The sequence below is a fragment of the Limnoglobus roseus genome (assembly GCF_008254045.1).
Lineage (GTDB): Bacteria > Planctomycetota > Planctomycetia > Gemmatales > Gemmataceae > Limnoglobus > Limnoglobus roseus.
In genome coordinates this window covers 1,693,709-1,712,834 of record NZ_CP042425.1, presented here as the reverse complement: position 1 = coordinate 1,712,834, position 19,126 = coordinate 1,693,709, and the positions used below count along the sequence as shown (strand labels likewise).

Here is a 19,126-nt window from a genome sequence, read left to right as displayed (position 1 = left end):
TGTGTGTGACAGTTTGGAATGGGAAAGCGCTGAAAAGCCCACCCGTCGCTTCGACGGGTGGGTCGTTCCTCACAGTTGCGTCTCGGCGATCTCCAGTGCCTTCATCAAGCCCATCGCCTTGTTCACCGTCTCCTGGTATTCGCTCGTCGGGTCACTGTCGGCGACGATCCCCGCGCCGGCCTGCACGTAAGCGGTCGTGCCCTGAATGACCATCGTCCGCAGGGCGATGCACGTGTCCATGTTGCCGCTGAAGTCGAAGTACCCGACCGCCCCGCCGTATGGTCCGCGGCGGTGCGGCTCGATCTCGTCGATGATCTCCATCGCCCGCACCTTCGGCGCGCCGCTCAGCGTGCCGGCCGGCAGGCTCGACTTCATCGCGTCGAACGCGGTCAGCCCGGCCTTGAGGGTGCCGGTGACGGTGCTCGACAGGTGCATGACGTGACTGTACCGCTCGACCGTCAGCAGGTCGCCGATCTTCACGCTGCCGATCTCCGCGACCTTGCCGATGTCGTTGCGGGCCAGGTCCACGAGCATGATGTGCTCGGCCCGCTCCTTCGGGTCCTTCACCAACTCGTCGGCGAGGGCCTTGTCTTCCTCCGGCGTCGCGCCGCGCTTGCGGGTGCCGGCCAGCGGGCGGACGGTCATCTCGCCGTTCTCAACACGGCACATGATCTCTGGCGACGCCCCGACGAGCGTAATCGGCCCGGCCTTCACGAAGAACATAAACGGCGACGGGTTCACCACCCGAAGCGCCCGGTACACGTTGAACGGGTCGGCGGTTGTTTCCGTCTGAAACCGCTGGCTCGGCACCACCTGAAAGGCGTCGCCGGCGTTGATGTACTCGATCGTCTTCCGTACCGCGCCCTCGTACCCGGCCTGCGTGAAATTCGACTGGTAGCGGTCGGACTGAAGGTCGCGAACCGCGGACAAGGAAATGTCCATCAGCGGTAGGTCGGTCACGGGCCTCTGAAGTTGCCCGACGAGTTCGTCCGCCCGCCGGCACGCCGCGTCGTAAGCCGCTTGAAGGTTCTTCGCGTCGCCGACGTGTGCGTGGGCGACGACGTTCACCGTCTTGGTGATGTGGTCGAACACGACCATGCGGTCGTAGAAGCCGAAGCAAAGGTCGGGGATGCGGCGATCGTCCTTCGGGGCGTTCGGCAGTCGCTCGACGTACCGGACGGCGTCGTAGCTAGCGTACCCCACGGCCCCGCCGACGAACCGCGGCAGGCCGGGCAGGTGCGGGGCGCGGAACTGGGCCACGTGCGTTTCGAGCGACTTCAGCGGGTCCGGCACCGTCGTGCAGTGCTTCTCGCCATTCCGCGTGGTCGTCAGGATTTGCTCGTACGACTCGAACCGCTCGAACGGGTCGGCCCCGACGAAACTGTACCGGCCGATCCGCTCACCGCCGACCACGCTCTCAAAGAGGAACGCCCAATCGTCTTTGGCGGCAATCGCCCGGAAGGCCGACACCGGCGTGAGCGTGTCGCCGACGAGTTGCCGGTAGACCGGCACGACGGTGTGGGACTGCGCGAGGGCGGCGAACTCGTCGAAGCTGGGGCGATATTTCATCCTACCATTGTCGGGAATCGCCCCCGAAATGGCGAGCGCGGCCCGCGGTGACGACTGTTTGACCAGGGTGAGCTCGGCATTGACGTTGTGATTCACGTAGACCCGAGCAGGGTGCGTCGAGGAGTCGGCGAACGCGCTGGGGTGGTCGTAAAGGCACGTCGGTTTGGTAATTGCCTTGCACGTCAAAGGCGGCGAGGCCATGAGGGAAACCGGCAGCCCTTCAGGCTGCCGGTCACGGGCGTTCTTAACCTCGATGTTGCCACTGGGGCTGAGAGCTGTCAGGCCTTCGGCCTGGAGTCACTTGAAAAGCGGTCGGCGGTTACGTCTGAATCGCGTCGTAACTCGCGAGCGCATATCCGCCGAAGAGGATCGCCGGCAGCCACGCGGAGAGCGGGGCGGAGAGCAGGTCGTTCTCGCCGAGGTACTTGCAGCCGTACACCGCCGCGTAGAAAATCGCGCTCATAATTAGGCACGTTCCGGCACTCACCAACACGTGCCGGTTGTGGTCGCGGAGGATGATCGTCAGGCCGACGACCACCATCAAGAAACCAACGAGCGGCCGCGTGTACCGCATGTGGAACAGCACCGCGACCGGGGCCATCCGCCGCGGGTCCGGCCGCGAGAGGATGTGTTTGAGCTTCGTCGTCGAGGCGTAACTGTACCACTTCGAGCCGCGGGTCAGGGCGTCGAAGTCCACCTCGCGCGTTGTCAAGAAGTACTTCCGCGGCCCGATCGGCGTCAGATTCTGCGGCAGCGGGTCGGGCACGACTTCGGGCTTCGTGTTGAACAACGTCCACCCCGCCTGCCGGTCGTGCGTGGCCGGGGAGTACACCGCCTCCTCGGCCTGAATGTCGGTGATGGCGGCGTTGGCGTTCTCCGCGAAGTTCACGAACAGCTTGTTAACCCGCAGGTCTTTGCGGTAGCCGCTCGTACCCTCAATGTGCAGGCCGGTCGAGTCGTAGGCCCCCTGGAGTTCGATCGCCCGCTCCTGGTTCGGGTCGTCCCGCGGCACTTGCAATTCGTCGGACAACTTCGGGATCAGCAACTCTTGGTTCAACGGTCCGAGGGCCAGCACGAACATCGTGCCGACGAGCACCGGACGGATGATGCGGTGCGTGGAGATGCCGGCCGACAGTTGCGGCAGGAGTTCGTTGTTCCGCTGCGCCCAGGCCATCGTGAAGACGGCGGCGAGTAGCGCGATCGACTCGCACAGGCGGTCGAAGATGAGCGCGATCTGCGGGCCGTAGTACCGAATCAGGTGCCTCACCATGCCGCCGTACGAACCGCGGCCGGCGAAGTCGTCGAGGTTCGTGAACAGGTCGATGACCACGTACAGGCTGAGCAAGCTCGTCAGCACGATGGCATAAGAGCGGAGGAACGCGAGGAACAGCATCCGGTCGAGGGTGTGCATTAGTGCGCTCCCCCGGGGGACGGCTTCGTGTCGTTCGCCACAACCGCGGCGGGCGGTTTACCCGGGACGGCCGGCGGCACCGGGTTCCGCACACCCTTCTTGAAGGCGTCCACGTACTGCACGATGTACACGTTCCCCGTTGTGGCGGCGAACGTGCCGAAGCCGTTGGCCCGCACCTCTTCCATCGCCCGGCCGGGACTCACGTTCTCTTTGTCCATGCGGTAGATCGCCGTCAAGATGCCGGTCCGGTGCAGCCCGGCCTTGCAGTGGAGGAGGATCGGGTAGTTGTCCTTGTTGTCGAGGATCTGCAAGTATTGATCGATCACCGCCGGCCGCTTCCCTTTGGCAAACTCGTCCGGTGGTACGATTTCGCCGCCGAAGAGGGCGTAATAATTCACCCCCAACTCGCGGCACAGTTCGCTCTCCGTGACGTGCGGCGTCGCCAGCCACTCTTCCGGCATAAACGGATCGACGTTCTCTTCCTGGAGGTTGATGACCGTCTTTATGCCCTGGTCCCGCACGATGGCCCGCAGCCCGCCGGCGGTGAACTGCCCGCTGCGGTAGAACTTGCCGGGCGTGACGACGCGGAACCGCTTGAAGTTGGTGTAGTTGGAACGGTAGTACGCCGCCGGCACGCCGAACGCGACCAGGACCACCAGCGTACCAAGAACCCACCGGCTCCAGGTCGGCATCCGCACTCCCGTTGAATTTTCGAGATAGTCGCGACCGTTATGGCAGGGTTGGTAAAATCTGTCAATTGGAACCCCGAGCGGAAGCGACGGGGTCGAGAGACTGTCTCTCGACCCCGTCGCTTCCGCTCGGGGTTCCAAAAATCAGGGTTCACCATGCTGCAATCCGACATCCCCGGCGTCCCACGGCGGCAGGGCAAGGTCCGCGACGTATACGACCTCGGCGACACGCTCGTGATCGTCGCCACGGATCGCGTCAGTGCCTTTGACTGGGTCATCCCGCCGGGCATCCCCGGTAAGGGGAAAATCCTCACCGCAATGGCCAAGTTCTGGTTCGACCTTCTGAAAGTGCCGAACCACTACCTCAGTGATGACGTGTCTTCATTGCCGGCCGCCTTCCAACCGCACGCAACGGAGTTGGCCGGCCGAACGATGATCGTGAAGAAAACAACGGTCGTCCCCATCGAGTGTGTCGCCCGGGGCTACATCCTCGGGACCGGGTGGAAGGAGTACCGCCAGAGCGGCACCGTCTGCGGTATCCCACTGCCCGCCGGCTTGAAGGAAGCGGACCGCCTGCCCGAGCCGATCTTCACACCCGCGACAAAGGCCGAGACGGGTCACGACGAGAACATTAGCTTCGAGCGAATGGTGCAGGAAGTCGGACAAGAAACTGCCGACGAGTTGAGGTCGAAGACTCTGGACGTGTACCGCCGGGCTGCGGAGTACGCGGAAAAGCGGGGGATCATCCTCGCGGACACGAAACTCGAATGGGGCCGTCTGCCGAGTGGCGAGATCATTCTGATCGACGAAGTGCTAACGCCGGACAGTTCGCGGTTCTGGCCGAAGGAGTCGTACCGACCGGGCGGGTCGCCGCCGTCGTTCGACAAACAGTTCCTCCGCGACTGGCTGGAAACGACCACCTGGGACAAGGCCAGCCCGCCGCCAGAACTGCCGGCCGACATCGTCGCGAAGACGGCCGCGAAGTACCGCGAAGCCCTGGAACGATTGACGCGATAATCGTTCCTCGTGGCCGCAGGCTCCAAACTTCGGTCGTCCACCAAAAACGCCGCGGGCCGAGGATCACTCCCCGGCCCGCGGCGATTTTGTCGTCGGCTCCTTACCCCACGAAAACGCCGCCGAGCGGGTTGAAGTTGTCGTCGAAGGCGTCGAACGACTGCGACGGCGTCGGCTGGCCGGACGGGGTAATTGACGCTCCGAGGTAGGCGTTTACGCGGCGGCCGCCGGGGCCGGACCCGGTAACGATGTCGGCCCGGTTGTCACCGTCCAAGTTCCGCACCGCGACCGGCACCCCGCCCCGATCATTAATGTCGCCCGAGAAGAAGTTCGCCTTCAGGGTCAAGACCGCACCACCGAACTTGATCAGGTCGTTGCCGCTGATGGCGATGACCCGCGGGCCGCCGCCTGGGCCGGCCCCGAGGACGAGGTCGCCGAAGCCGTCGCCGTCCACGTCGCCGACCGCCACGAACGCTCCGTTGCGGAGCGACGGGTCGAAGGCGAAGAAGTCGTTGACGAGCTTGACCTGGGCACCCTGGCGGAGTGCCCGGCCGTCGTAGACGGCGATCCGCGGGCCGCCGCCGAATCCGGCCGACACGACGAGGTCGTTCGCCCCGTCCCCGTTCACGTCCCCGACTCCCGCCCGCGCGCCGCCGCGGAAGTTCGGATCGTCGATACCGAAGAAGTCGGCAACGCGGCCGAACGTCTTCCCGTCGATGATCTGGACTCGCGGGCCGCCGCCTTGGTCCGGGGTGACGATGATGTCGCCGCGGAGATCGCCGGTGATGTCGCCGACCGAGACGAACACGCCGCCGGTGAAGTTTTCGAACGGGAACGTCTCGAACAACGGGGTGTTCGTCGCCCCGTCGAAGACGCGGATGCGGGCCTGGGTGCCGGGGCCGGTGCCAATCACGTAGTCCTGCACGCCGTCGCCGTTGATGTCACCGCTGGCCACCCGCGCACCGCTCACGTTGTCCGGCCCGAAGGCGAACAGCGGGTTCTTCGTCACGCTGCCGTCGGGGTTGTAGATACGGACGATGTCCGTGCCGCCCGCCCCGGCCCCGACGGTGATCGAGTCAATCGCGTTCGTGATGAGGAAATCAACGCTCGTCGAGGTCGGACCGTAAACACCATCGCCGGAATAAGTGGTCGTGATCGTGTGGAGGCCGCGGGTCAACCGGACGGTGACCGAGGCCAGGCCGTTCGCCAGCGTCACGGTGCCGATCGGGGTGCCGTTGTCCAGGAAAGTCGCCGTCCCCGTCACCGGCGACGCCAGCCCTGTAACCGCGTTGAACTGCGTCGAGAACGTCACGTCGCGGCCGACGACGGCGGACGTGCTGCCGACCGAGTTCGTACTCGTGGTGGTCGGGATCGAGCGGCCGGTCGTGAGGGGCACTGGGGCCGACGTGGACCCGGCGATCGAGTTGGTCCCGCTGAAGACGGCGCGGAACGATGAATTCCCCAGCGGCAGACTGGAGTAGCTGGTGGACGCCTTGCCGTCGGTGCCGACGGTCACCGGGCCGAGCGTAATGGCCTGCCCATTCGCGTCCGTGCCGACGAACGTGACCGACCCGACCCCGACCGCCCGCGGCGGCGACTGGGTGTCGGTGACAGTGGCCGTCAACGTCACCGGCGCGCCGACCTGACCGGCCGTCGGGTTGGCCGACAAGGTCGTGGCCGACGCCGTGCCGACGACGGTCACACTCACGGTATTGGACGACTGCGACTCGGCGACGCTGGCGTTGCCGTTGTACAGGGCCGTGAACGAGTGCTTGCCGACCGCCAGCCCGGCAACCCCGAACGAGGCCGACCCGGACGCGGCCATCACGTTGGAGGTACCGACGAGTGTGGTCCCCTCGAAGAACTGGACGGTCCCGGTCGGCGTGCCGACGCCCGGCGAGGCAATGCCGACGGTGGCGCTGAGCGTGACGGCGTCGCCGAAGTTCACGGACGTCCTGCTGATCCCAATGGTCGTGGTGGAGTTCGCCTTCTCGACCGAGATCGGCAGGCCGTTCGAGGTGGCCGTCGTGAAGTTCGCGGAACCGAGGTACTGGACGGTGATCGCGTGGTTGCCGAGCGAAAAGTTGGTGACCGTGATCGAGGCCATCCCGGCCGCGTCGAGGGTGCCGCTGCCGATGAGGTTGTTGTTGTCGAAGAACGACACGTTCCCCGGCGGGAACAACCCCGACGGCGTCGTGACGGTGACCGTCAAGGGCACCGGTTGGCCGAACACGGGCCGCGGGAGGACCCGCGTGTCGGTGGCCTGCAAGGCCGGGGCCGCCTTGGTGTCCGGGATCGACGTCGTGACGACCGCCCGGGCCGTCCCCTGGGCGACCGTGACGACCTGATTGTTCGACGTCGTCGTCGGGTAGTTCGCGTCGCCGGAGTACTTGCCGATGACGGTGTGCTGGCCGACCGAGAAATCGACCTTCTGGAAGGTCGTCACCGAGATCGAACTCCCCTCGGCGTCGAGGCTCGGGGTGAGGGTGTTCGACCCGAGTGACGTGAACGTCTGGTTGTTGGAGCTGTCGGTGATGACGTCGAAGAATTCGACCGACCCGGTCGGCAAGGCCCCGCCGAGTGGCGGGGGGTAAATCACGACGTTGTAGTTCACCGGCAGGCCGAACTCAGTGTTCGTCGTGTCCTCGGTCAGGAAGGTCTCGCCGCCGACGCCCGACTGGTTCACGTAGGGCACGTACAACTGGCCGCCGGACGTCCCCTGGCCGGTCACGAAGTCCGCGTTGCCGTTGTTGTCGAAGTCGAGCGTCGCCGCCGCCCCGCCGGTGGCGGTCAGCGGCCCGTACGGGGTGCCGTCCGCCGGGGTCATGCCGTTGAGCCGCACGTCCTTGGAGCCGAGGTACACGTCGACGTTCTGGAGGCCCGAACCGGTCCGCGAACTGACGATGGCGAGGTCGTCGTAGGTGTCCACATCGTAGTCGCCCGCGGCGAGGCCCACGACCTTCGCCCCGCCGCCGAGCGTGACCGCGTTCGCCTTGGTCGTGAACGTGGTGCCCGTGGCGTCCTTCAGGAACAGGGTGACGTTCCCGTTACTCTGCCCGACGGCGAGGTCGGGGGTGCCGCTGTTATCGAAGTCGCCGACGGCAACGGCCGTCGGCGTGGCCCCCACGCCCAGGATGCGGACGAAACTGACACCCAGGGCTCCGTCGCCGAACAAGACGAACACCTGATTGGTACTCGTGTTGAGCATGGCGAGGTCGACATTGCCGTCGCCGTTGAAGTCGGCCACGATCGGCTGCGTGAAGTTCGTCGTCGACGCGCCGGTCCGCCGCGTTCCGGCGATCGGGGTGTAGCTCTTGCCGTCGCCGTTGTTGTACAGGAAGAAGTATTCGTTCCCGTTCGCCGACCCGGTCAGGGCGACGGCAAAGTCCCCCTTGCCGTCGTTGTTGAAGTCCCCGCCGACGATCCCGCCAAGGTTCGTGTTAACCACGCCCTTGCTATCAGGGTCGATCGTCAGGCCGGCTAGGAACTGGAAGGTGCCGCTGTTGTCCAGGCGGTAGACCTGAATGAACCCGCTCGACTGGGTGAGCGTGGCAAGTTCAGCCTTCCCGTCCGAGGTCACGTCGATCGCCGCCAAGCTCGCCGGCGCAGCCGTCCCCCCGACGAAGATCGAACTCGCGGTATAACCGGTGCCCGTCGTCTTGCTGAGGTAGACGTCAACCCGGTTGAAACTGGTGCCGTTCGTGGCGGCCAGCCCGGCGAAGTCGTCCTTGCCGTCGCCGTTGAAGTCGGCCACGACGATACTTTGCGGCGCGCCGTTCGTGTTCAGGCCGAATCCGCCGGTCGTAGCCGGCACGGTGCCCGCCACGAACAGCGGGTTCGGGTTGAACGCGGGCGTCACACGGTCTTCGAGCGACTCCACGAAGAGCCGCGGCCCGTTGACCCCGACAAGGGTGGGGCGGCGGACTTCACGACGGGGTCGGCGGTCGAACCGGGACGCGGTCATGTGCGAGTCTCCCTAGAAGCCGATCACAGAGGCAGAATATTCAGGCACAATACAGACGGAACAAGTGGTGTATTGGATCGGAATTGATTTTTTTCCGCAACGACAGGCGGGCGCAAAAACGGGGAAACAGAGCAAAAATAGGGCGAACCTGCCGGACATTCCCGGCCGGCCGAACGGGTAAACTCCGGGGAATTCAGCGGTTGTACCGAATGTGCCGGCGAGTCTCCCGTGGGCCGGCCTCGGCACGGCCGGCCACGGAAAACTTCCCCTACCCCACGAACACGCCACCCGCCGCGGAGGGGAAGGCGTCGACCTCTACCCGCGGGTCGGGCGTCGCCGATTGCGCGAAGTCCGACCCGGTGTAGACGCGCAGTTTGCCGCCCGCGCCGGGGCCGTCGCCGGTGATGATTTCGAAGTTGCCGTCGGCATTCAGGTCGCGCGACGCGACGCGGATGCCCCCTCGGGTGGCCGTGTCGCCCGCGAAAAAGTTCGCCGCCGGCACCTGTTGGTTGCTCAGCAAGGATTGCCCGTTGAGGGCGAGGACGCGCGGCCCACCACCCGGCCCGCCGCCGGCGATGATTTCCGCGAAGCCGTCGTCGTTGATGTCGCCGGCCGCGATGAAGACGCCGTTGCGGAGGGTCTGCTCGAACGCGAAGAAGTCGTTGAACAGTGTCGTCGGCGTCCCACTTGTGACCGTCTTCCCGTTGAACACGGCCACCCGCGGCCCGCCACCAAACCCGGCCGCCACGACGAGGTCGCCGGTCCCGTCCTTGTTCACGTCGCCGACGGCCGTACGGGCTCCGCCGCGGAAGTTCGGGTCGGCGATGCCGAAGAAGTCGGCGACGAGGCTAAAGTCCTTCCCACTGAACACCCGGACCCGCGGCCCGCCGCCTTCGTCCGGCGAGATAATGACGTCGGGTACGCCGTCGCCGGTCACGTCGCCGGCCGAGACGTAGACCCCGCCGGTGAACGCCGCCTCGAACGGTTGCACACTGAACAACTGCTTCTGCGTTACCGGGTCGATAACGCGGACGAGCGTTGTCGTTCCCGGCCCGGTCCCAGCGATGACTTCCGGGATGCCGTCGGCGTTGAAGTCGGCCGCCGCCACCCGCACGCCGCCGGTGAAACTGGCATCGAAGACGTTGATGCTGGAGACGGTGCCGCCGACCTGGTTGACGAACGCGACGGTCGGGGCACCGCTGCCCGCCGCCACGAAGGCGATACTCGCGTCCAGCCCGGCCGACGGTCGCGCTTGCGTCGCCGCGAAGGCCGACGTGTCACCGGCCGTGGACGCCGTAGCGGTCGCGCTCACGAACGGGGTCGATAAGCCGGCCGAGATTTTAACCGTGAAGGTCGCGTTCCCGCCGGCGTCAGTCGTCACCGTGACCGTGGTGATCGCTGTCTCCCCTTCGCCGAAGCCGCTCGCGTCGGCCGTCGAGTTGCCGTAGATCGACACGACGTACGCCGTGTTCGTCCGCCCGACGATGGTGCCGGTCACAGTGATGCCGTTGTTGCTGTCAGTCTGGAGGTTGGTGAGAACCGGGGCCGCCAGCCCATCGTTCGCGGTGGCGTCCACGCTGATGCCGAGGCCGCCGTTGTTGCTGATCGTGTTACTCAGAATGCGAACGTACCGGCTGGTGTCGAGAACGGAAACACCATTCCCTTTATTCGACCGGATGGTGTTGCTGCTGATTGTGGTATTGGTGGTAGGGAAGGCCAGCCCGCTGACGGGCGCGGTGCCGGCGGCGTTCTCGACGCGGACGCCGTCACCGCCGTTGGGCGAGGCCGTACCGGCGAAGTCGAGGCCGATGCGGTTCCCTTGGATCTGCGTGCCCGCCGTGGCCGGGTCGGTGACGTGAACGCCGGCCCCGCCGTTGGAGGCGATGATGTTGCCACCACCCGCCGCCGTGCCACCGACGGTCGTGAACGCGGCCCCGGCACTGATGAGGATGCCGTCCCCGCCGTTCGCCAGCGGTGTCGCGCCGTTGAGGGCCACGCCGATGAAGTTCGACGTGATGGTGTTTTGCGAACTCGCGCTGTTGAGGAGGATGCCCTGGTTGGTGTTGCCGCTGATGATGTTCCGCTTGTCCTGTCCGCCGCCGATGACGTTCTGGACCGACGCCCCGGTGACGACGATGCCGACGCCGTTCGCTTCCGCCGCCGTGCCGGTTTGGTTCGTCCCGATGAGGTTGTTTTGAACGAGGTGCTGTCCGCCGCCGTTGATGCGAATGCCCACCCCGCCGCCGAAGCCGGCGATGTTCAGCCCCTTGATCGTGCTGCCAGTGTGATTCAGCAACACCAACCCGTCCGACCCGGCGGCGGCGTTCGCCCCGCTGATGCGGATGACTGGCGTACCGGAATACCCTGTCTGGGTCGTGCCGTCGATCGTGACGGGATCGGTGATCGCAACCATTTGGGTCGACGGCAAGATGGTCTGCACGCCACCGCCGGCGATGGCGAAGTTGATCGTGTCCGCTCCCGCCGCGGCGTTCGCCGCCACGATGGCCGCCCGCAGCGAGCCAACCGTGGGGGTGACGTTGTTGCCATTATCGGCCGTCGTGGTGACCGTGAACACGGCGGGGGCCGTGCGATCTTCCAGGGGGATGAAGCTCAAGGTGCCGCGTCGATGGGTCCGCACGTATCCGTCCTCGCTAACGGGAGTGTTTCTGCTCCGGTCTCTATCGGCGGGAACCGTGCCCCGTCATGAATTGGAGACGAGTGCGGGAGCGAGGAAGTTTGGCCAGGACTGGCGAGCACCGTAAGGTACCGGTAGTGTCGCTAATCGTCCCCGGCACCTCACGGTGCTCGGGCTCGCCAAATGTCACGTCACCTCCCGCAGTGCCCGCGGCAGCACGTCGGCCAGCCGATCGATCTCAGCTTCCGTCGTGTAAAAGTGGTGACTGATCCGCAAGAGCATTCGGTCCGGCCGCTCGTTCACCGGAATCTCAATGCGGTGCTCCCACAGTTTCGCCCGCAGGGCGGGCACGTTCACGCCGGGCGGCAGTTCGCACGCCGTCATCGAACCGCTCATGCGACGGTCGGCCGGTGTCGCGAGCTTCAGTCCCAACTTGTCGTAGACTCGCCGCGAGTACGCCGCCAGTTCTGCGTGCCGGTCCCGGACCGCGTCCCAGCCGAGCGCTTCCTGGAACGCGATCGCCGCCGGCGTCGCCAGCCACGGGCAAACGTCCTTTGTCCCTTCGAACTCCAGGTACCGCGTCCGCGGCGTGCTCCCGTAGGCATCTCTCGCATCAGGGCCGCTCGCCGGGACCGGGTCGGCATCGGTCTTGTACCCCCAACTGACGTGCAACGGCTCGACGTGCCGGTCCCAGTCGCGGACGGCCACGAAGCCGCTGCCGCTCGGCGCGAGCAGCCACTTGTGGCAGTTGCCCGCGTAGTAGTCGGCCCCAACGTCGTCGATGTTCAGTGCCACCATCGCCGGGACGTGTGCCCCATCGACGACCGTGAGAATGCCCCGCCGTCGAGCCTCGGCACACAGTTCCTTCGCCGGTAGCACCATCCCCGTCGGCGACAGGGCGTGGCTGAAGAAGAACACCTTCGTCCGCGGCGTCATCGCCCGCACGGCCGCCTCGACAATTACGCCGGGGTCGCGCGGCATCGTCGGCAGCGGGAACGTCTTCACATCCAGGTTCTGCCGCGCCGCGGCTCGTTCCCAGCACCAGACCATTGAGCCGTACTCGTGGTCGGTCATCAGCACTTCGCCCGGCCCGTCGATGCGCAACCCGGAGACTACGAGGTTGATCGCCGCCGACACGTTGGACGTGAACACGAACCGCTCGGGCGCCGTGCCGAGGAAGTTCGCCGTCTTCGTGCGGGCGTCCCACAACAGCGGCGGCAGGGTGCGGACGAAGAAGTTCGTCGGCCCCATCGCCAACAGTTTGCGGAACTCGTTCGCCGCTTCGAATACAGGCACGGGCGTCGGCCCAAAAGAGCCGGTGTTTAGCATCGTCACCGTCGGGTCGAGCATCATCTGCCCGCGGGCGGCGGTCCAATCAGGGGTCGTCATCAAAGTTGCCTCTTGCGTCGGGGGCCATCTCATTTCTATCCTGGTGGGTACCGAATTCGACCCGACACCGGGGGAACCGCCCATGGCCGCGCGCGAAAAACTGCCGTACCCGCCGTCGCCGGAGGACGTGCCGGACGAGATCACCGACTATCCGTCGAAGTACGTCACCCAGGAGTGGCTGCTGCTCACCGGGTCGTTTGTCTTCCTGCTCATCTACTTCAGCCTCGTCGTGTTCACCGGGTACATGACCGCGTGGATGATCGTCTCCATCCCCCGCGCCAACGTGTGGCCGATCTTCGGGGCCGCCTTCTTCGCCCTCGGGTTCGCCGTGCTCGTGAAAGGCTTCTTCAAAGGGTCGGACGTCGAGAAGGAACTGCACATCGAACTCAAGGAGCGTGACCACCCGAAGCTGTTCGCGTTCATCACCCGCGTTTGCGATGAAACGGGGGCCGAGGAGCCGAACAAGATTTACGCATCGGCCGACGTGAACGCCGGCGTCGTCACGTACACCAGCCTCATCAACGTGTTCGGCGTCCAGCCGAAAAAAGACCTCATCCTCGGTCTCGGCCTCATCAACTGCCTGAACCTCAGCGAATTCAAGGCCGTGCTCGCCCACGAGTTCGGCCACTTCAACCAGGGCGGGGCGGTCGGAGCGTACACCAACGTCGTTAGCCGGATCATCTACGACCTCGTCGCCGGCCGCGACTGGTTCGATGCGTTCGTCGATTGGCTCAAGCGATCCGGCGGCATCGGCACCCCCATCGGATACTTCCTCGGCGGGTGCCTGTGGGTCGTCCGCTCGATCCTCCTCGGCGTCTACAAGCTCATGAGTTCGCAGCGGCACAACATCTGGCGGGAGCGCGAGTTCCACGCCGACCTCGTCGCCGCCAGCGTCGCCGGCAGCGATGCCATCGTCCACGGGTTGCTCCGTACCAAGCACGGCAACGAGTTCCTGAACTTCGCGTTCGGCGAACTCCGCAAGGCGGCCGACCACAAGCTGTACACCGCCGACATCTACTTCCACCAGCACGCCGGGGCCGACATCGTCCGCAAGAAGCAGAAGAAGCCGAAGCTCGGCATCCCGCCGAAACTGGAGAGCTTGACCGCCGGGCGGAAGGTGCAGGTCTTCGACCCCGACCAGGAGGAAGACCCCGGCGACGAGGGCGACTACCACCCGTCGAACTACGACCGCGAGGAGAACGTGAAGGCCGAGTTCATCGCCGCCCCGATGGACGAGCGGTCGCCGTGGCTCTTGTTCGACAACCCCGGCGACCTGCGGGAGCGGATGACGTACAAGTTCTACCGCATGTACGGCAAGTTGCCGAAGGGCACGGAACTGGCCGACCCGCGGAAGGTGCAAAAGTTCATCGACGAGGAGCACGCCGAGACGACCTACGACCCGAAGTACGAGGGCAGCTACGACGGCCGCATCATCGACCCCGGCGACCTCGACGAACTCAACGAACTCATCCAGACCGAGCCGTGGCCGGACGAACGGCTCGCGACCGTCTTCCAGAAGCTCTACACCGAACTCGGCGACCGGGCCGAAACCCGCAAGGAGTTGATGAAGGACTACGACGCGCTCATCGCCAACACCGGCCCGACCCGCGGCCGGAAGGCAAAGCGACTGCTCAAGGAAACGGAACAGAAGCTCGACAAGAGCGACGAGTGGTTCCACTCGCTCGACCGCCGCGTGTACCTGGTGTTCGTGCAGATGGCCTACCGGGTGAACAACGAACTCTACTTCGAACTCATCAACCGCTACCGCTTCCACATGACCATCCAGGGCTTTTACAAGTCCGCCCGGATGCACCAGGGCCGTGCGCACGTGACGTGGAACATGTTCGCCGGGGCCGAACAGTTGGGCCAGGACGACTTCATCGAGTTGATGCACGTTCTCCGCGAGGGCCGGTCGGCGTTGCGGAAGATCGTCCGGGCGGCGAAGGAACTGGACATGCCGGCGATGAAGAACTTCGAGGAAGGCGACCGCCTGGCCGACTTCCTACTGGACGAGGACATCGTAAAAGAACTGCCGGAAACCTACGTGAAGGGGAAGTGGGTTCAGAAGTTGATGGTGCAACTGGACAAGGTGATGAGCCGGTCGGCCCGCCTGCACGGGAAAAGCCTCGGCGGCATCCTGCGGTTGCAGGAGGACATCGCAAAGAAGTTCCTGGCAAAGAACGAGCCGGTGGTGGCCGAGGTCGTGCAACCTCAGGTAATACAAGCGTTGCCGCTCAACCCGCCGCCGGGTTGAGCGACCGCCACGAACCCGACGCCTCACTTCATGAAGCGGTTGACGTAGTTCTCCAGCATTTCCTGCCGGCCGGACGTGTTCGCGGCCGAGTCGCCCTTCGCGAGCATGTACGTTTCCAGCGAGCCAAAGTCGGCGATGCCCTTCTCGATGTCGGCCCCAATGCCGGTGTCCCAACTCGCATAGCGATCCTTCACGAACTTGGCGAGGCCGCCGTCCTTGCGGATGGCGCTGGCGATCTTCAGACCGTGGGCGAATGCGTCCATGCCGCCGATGTGGGCGTGGAACAGGTCCACCGGCTCGAAGCTCTCGCGGCGGACCTTCGCGTCGAAGTTCAGCCCGCCGCTGCCGAGGCCGTTCTGGTTCAGGATCACGAGCATGATCTGCGCGGTCGTGTACAGGTTCGTCGGGAACTGGTCCGTGTCCCAGCCGATGAGTTCGTCCCCGCGGTTGGCGTCCACGCTGCCGAGCATGCCGTAGCTGCTGGAGTAGGTCATCTCGTGGAACATCGTGTGCCCCGCGAGCGTCGCGTGGTTCGTTTCGAGGTTGAACTTGAAGTCTTTGTCGAGGCCGTAGGTCTTCAAGAAGGCCGTGCACGCGGCGGCGTCGCTGTCGTACTGGTGCGTCGTCGGCTCCTTCGGCTTCGGCTCGATGAGGAACTGCCCCGTGAACCCGATCTTCTTCTTGTAGTCCACCGCCATTTGCAGGAACTTGGCGAGGTGGTCGAACTCGCGGCGCAGGTCGGTGTTGTAGAGGTTGTGGTAGCCTTCGCGTCCGCCCCAGAAGACGTAGTTGACGCCGCCGAGTTCCTTCGTGACTTCCATCGCCTTCTTGACCTGCGCCCCGGCGAACGCGAACACGTCGGCGTTGCAACTCGTGGACGCCCCGTGGACGAACCGCGGGTGACTGAAGAGGTTGGCCGTGCCCCAGAGGAGCTGCACGCCGGTCTCGTCCTGCTTCGCCTTCAGCTTCGCCGCGATCTTGTCGAAGATGGCGTTCGTCTCGGACAGGTTCTTGCCTTCCGGGGACACGTCGCGGTCGTGGAAGCAGTAGAACGGCGCGCCGAGTTTTGTAACGAACTCGAACATCACGTCCACGCGGCGGAGGGCGATTTCGACGTTCGAGCCGCCCTGCTGGTCCCACGGGCGGATGGCACAGCCGGGACCGAACGGGTCGCTGCCGGTGCCGCAGAGGGTGTGCCAATAGCAGACGGCGAACCGCAGGTGGTCCTTCATCGTCTTGCCGTCGACGACTTCGGTCGGGTTGTAGTGGCGGAAGGCGAGTGGGTTCGTGCTGTCCGGGCCTTCGTACTTGATGGCCGACACGTCGGGGAAGTAGGACGACATTGGCGAATCTCAGAGGGGGAGGGAATGGTCGATGGGGAAAGGGTATTCGCGAGACGGGCGAATGGGTATAGGATGGCGGCAATAACCATGCTCTACCTCGACCACAACGCGACGACGCCGGTCCTGCCCGCGGCCTGGGACGCGATGCGGCCGCTGATGGCGGAAGCGTTCGGCAACCCGTCGTCGTCGCACGCCGCCGGCCGACAGGCCCGCCGACACCTGGAAGACGCCCGCGAGAAAGTCGCGGCCCTATTGGGGGCACTGCCGGAGGAAGTCGTTTTCACCAGCGGGGCCACGGAGGCGAACAATATCGCGCTCTTCGGCCTGTGCGGCGAACCACCGGGGCGGATCGTGGCATCGCCGCTGGAACACCCGTGCGTGACCGAACCGTTGAAGCAACTCGCGGCAAGGGGATTCGAGATCGAATGGCTGAAAGCTGACGCACGGGGGGTTGTTGAACGTCGAGAACTCGCCCCGCGAGTTCTCACCAGTCTGCAACTCGCGAACCACGAGACCGGCGCGATCCAGCCTGTGCGGGCGTTCGCCGAACTCGGTCCCGTTCACACCGACGCGGCCCAGGCAGTCGGCAAGATTCCAGTGAACCTCCGCGGCCTCGGCGTCACCGCGTTGACACTCTCCGGGCACAAGTTCCGCGGGCCGAAGGGCGTGGGTGCGTTGTTGCTCAGGAAGGGAACACTGCTCCGGCCGTTGCAGTTCGGCGGGCACCAGCAGCGCGGCCACCGGCCCGGTACGGAACCTGTCGCGCTCGCCGTCGGCATGGCCGTGGCCCTGGACCACGCGGTCAAGGCCATGAGTGACACCGCGGCGTCACTCGCCCGCCTACGGCAGAGGTTGCTCGACCGACTACGGGCCGCGGTGCCGCCGGTCGTCGTCAACGGGCCGCTTCCCGGCGAGGCCGATTCCTTGCCGACGACGCTGAACCTCTCGTTCCCCAGCTGCCGGGCCGATTTGCTGATGATGAGCCTCGACCTGGCCGGCGTCGCGTGCTCGATCGGGTCGGCGTGTTCGAGCGGTTCGCTCCTGCCGTCGCCGGTGCTGATTGCGATGGGCGTACCCGACGACGTGCTCAAGTCCGCCGTGCGGTTCAGCCTCGGCGAGACGACAACAGAAGCCGAAATGGACGAAGCCGCCGGACGGATCATCGCGAGCGTGAACGCAATCCGTGCGGCCAAACTCTGACTTGTTACTTCTTCTCGCCCAGTCCGTCGAGCAAGGCCTGGATGCCGGCCTTCGCTACTTCCGCGTCCTGTTCGCCGCTGCCGCCACCGAGGCCGACGGCCCCGATCACCTGGCCGTCCACGACCACGGGCACGCCGCCCTTGAGGGTGGTGATCTTGCCGCCACTCGCGGCCGCCGCCCGGGGGAGTTCCAGGCTCAACAGCAGGTCCGGTTCCCCCTTCGCGGGCAGGGTGCCGGTTTCCTGGCGGAACGTCGCGGCCGAGACGGCTTTCGTCAGAGCCGTGGCCGCGCTCGCGGGGCGGGCACCGTCCATGCGGGCGAATGCGAGCAGGTGCCCGCCGTCGTCGACGACGGCAATGTTCGACTTCAGGCCCATCGCCGTCGCTTTCTGCTTGCACGCCGCGACGATCATCTCGGCCCCGGCGAGGTTCAGTTGCACGCGGTTCCGCGCGATCAGTGAGGCGACCGGCTTCGGGTCTTGAGTCGTCGCGAAGGGGCTGGCCAACAGGAAGCCCAGGATCGCGGGCACGGCAAATCGAACAGCGGGCATCGCAACCTCGACGGGGAGAGAAATGGGCTTCGGTTATGCAATCTCGGCGTGCACGACGGGCATCGGCACGTTTTCTTCCCGCCACGCCGGGCCGAATTTCGGGTCGCCGAGGTCGCGCAGCAAGTCCACCAGTGCCGCCCGATAGCTCGGGAACACCGGCACGTCGTCCGACCGTGGTGGGTCCACCTTCGCGGCAGCGGGCAGGCTTTCGTAAGGGATCTTCGGGTAACGGTGGTGCAAGTCGTGGTACGGCTCGTGCAAAACCGATTCCGACATCACGTGGCCGTGCCAACCGGGCGGGCGAATGGCGCGCGTGAGCGTGGCCCAACTGTCGCCGGTCAGGCCGATGTGTTCGATGTACTTCCGCCAGCTTTGAATGTTGCCCGCGAGGTAGGCCGGAAGCAGGTAGCCGAGGAAAAAGTACGCGAACACGCCGTACCACAGGGCCACCCCGGCGACACCGCCCCACACGACGAACGGAGCGAGGACCTCTGCCCAAATCATCAGCCGACGGCTGCGGCCGACGCGGATGCGAGAGTCGGATCGAACCAAAGCCCGCAGGTACAGAACGGGCGTGTACAGGGTGCCGAATAAGAGTTCGCCGACGGCCGCCAGTCGGCGTTTCCACCGGGGCTGAGCGGGGTCGGTGAACGGCCAGAATTCCTCGTCCCGCGGCGTACCAAGGTGGGCGTGGTGCCAGTGGTGCAGTTCGCGGTAGAGCGTCAGGCTGTTGAACGCTTGCAGGCCGATCACTCGGCCGAGGTACTCGTTCAGTGGTCGCCACGGGCAGAGGCTGCCGTGGGCGGCTTCGTGAAAGGCGATGACCAGCGAATGCGAGAGCAGGGTGTTGGCCACGATGAGCGGCACCAGCGCCCAATAAAGTTGGGCCGACAGACAGTACGCGGTCGCCGCCACGAGGCCGTAGAAGAGGCTGCCGAAGCCGAGAACGAACCACGTTCCCCGCCAACCGGGGCGGTGCAGGTCGCGGAGGGTTTGCTTCTCGATGTGCGTCATGGTGGTAGGGACGTTATACAGAGCAAACTCGCCGCAAACGCCCCACCTTCGCCCGCCCCCGCCGGCCTGATCGCAACTTCACGCCCCACAACCA

General features: G+C 65.5%; 12 protein-coding genes. 3 read left to right on the top strand and 9 right to left on the bottom strand.

From position 1 onward, the window contains the following. Window positions 1-69 precede the first annotated feature (69 nt). The 3 genes from trpE to PX52LOC_RS07040 form a co-directional block, all read right to left on the bottom strand. Window positions 70-1,569, bottom strand: coding sequence for an anthranilate synthase component I (gene trpE / locus PX52LOC_RS07050; protein ID WP_149109424.1), 1,500 nt, complete (start codon window positions 1,567-1,569; stop codon window positions 70-72). A 319-nt stretch (window positions 1,570-1,888) separates the two neighbouring features. Then, window positions 1,889-2,980, bottom strand: a complete 1,092-nt coding sequence (locus tag PX52LOC_RS07045; protein ID WP_149109423.1) for an LptF/LptG family permease — start codon at window positions 2,978-2,980, stop codon at window positions 1,889-1,891. Further along, entirely contained in the window at window positions 2,980-3,672 is a 693-nt protein-coding gene (locus tag PX52LOC_RS07040) for a fused DSP-PTPase phosphatase/NAD kinase-like protein (protein ID WP_149109422.1), read from the bottom strand. The genes PX52LOC_RS07045 and PX52LOC_RS07040 overlap by 1 nt, the downstream gene beginning before the upstream one ends. Window positions 3,673-3,825: 153 nt before the next feature. On the opposite strand from PX52LOC_RS07040, the gene PX52LOC_RS07035 reads away from it, so the two are divergent. Further along, the gene (locus PX52LOC_RS07035) at window positions 3,826-4,686 is read left to right on the top strand and encodes a phosphoribosylaminoimidazolesuccinocarboxamide synthase (RefSeq protein WP_149109421.1); all 861 of its coding nucleotides are present in this window, start codon (window positions 3,826-3,828) and stop codon (window positions 4,684-4,686) included. A 100-nt stretch (window positions 4,687-4,786) separates the two neighbouring features. On the opposite strand, the gene PX52LOC_RS07030 is transcribed toward PX52LOC_RS07035, so the two are convergent. From PX52LOC_RS07030 to PX52LOC_RS07020, 3 genes are all read right to left on the bottom strand, one after another. Then, window positions 4,787-8,647: a beta strand repeat-containing protein gene (locus PX52LOC_RS07030; RefSeq protein WP_149109420.1), complete on the bottom strand. Its 3,861-nt coding sequence runs from the start codon at window positions 8,645-8,647 to the stop codon at window positions 4,787-4,789. 268 nt (window positions 8,648-8,915) lie between these two features. Then, window positions 8,916-11,285, bottom strand: a complete 2,370-nt coding sequence (locus PX52LOC_RS07025; protein ID WP_149109419.1) for a beta strand repeat-containing protein — start codon at window positions 11,283-11,285, stop codon at window positions 8,916-8,918. A gap of 183 nt (window positions 11,286-11,468) precedes the next feature. Continuing rightward, on the bottom strand, window positions 11,469-12,671 hold the full coding sequence (locus PX52LOC_RS07020; protein ID WP_168218846.1) for an aminotransferase class V-fold PLP-dependent enzyme: 1,203 nt from the start codon (window positions 12,669-12,671) through the stop codon (window positions 11,469-11,471). An 82-nt stretch (window positions 12,672-12,753) separates the two neighbouring features. Here PX52LOC_RS07020 and PX52LOC_RS07015 point away from each other — a divergent pair, with 82 nt between their 5' ends. Then, on the top strand, window positions 12,754-14,925 hold the full coding sequence (locus PX52LOC_RS07015; protein WP_149109418.1) for a M48 family metallopeptidase: 2,172 nt from the start codon (window positions 12,754-12,756) through the stop codon (window positions 14,923-14,925). 23 nt (window positions 14,926-14,948) lie between these two features. Here the strand turns inward: PX52LOC_RS07015 and xylA are convergent, their stop codons facing one another. Continuing rightward, on the bottom strand, window positions 14,949-16,268 hold the full coding sequence (xylA, locus tag PX52LOC_RS07010; RefSeq protein ID WP_149109417.1) for a xylose isomerase: 1,320 nt from the start codon (window positions 16,266-16,268) through the stop codon (window positions 14,949-14,951). Window positions 16,269-16,340: 72 nt separating this feature from the next. Between xylA and PX52LOC_RS07005 the strand changes: the two genes are divergently transcribed. Beyond that, the gene (locus PX52LOC_RS07005) at window positions 16,341-17,468 is read left to right on the top strand and encodes a cysteine desulfurase family protein (protein ID WP_246173666.1); all 1,128 of its coding nucleotides are present in this window, start codon (window positions 16,341-16,343) and stop codon (window positions 17,466-17,468) included. Between the two features lie 4 nt (window positions 17,469-17,472). Here PX52LOC_RS07005 and PX52LOC_RS07000 read toward each other — a convergent pair whose 3' ends face one another. Both PX52LOC_RS07000 and PX52LOC_RS06995 read right to left on the bottom strand, forming a co-directional pair. Next, window positions 17,473-18,018, bottom strand: coding sequence for a GlcG/HbpS family heme-binding protein (locus PX52LOC_RS07000; RefSeq protein ID WP_149109416.1), 546 nt, complete (start codon window positions 18,016-18,018; stop codon window positions 17,473-17,475). A gap of 33 nt (window positions 18,019-18,051) precedes the next feature. After that, window positions 18,052-19,032 (bottom strand): fatty acid desaturase family protein, encoded by a 981-nt coding sequence (locus PX52LOC_RS06995; protein ID WP_149109415.1) that lies wholly within the window; start codon window positions 19,030-19,032, stop codon window positions 18,052-18,054. Window positions 19,033-19,126: the final 94 nt, after the last annotated feature.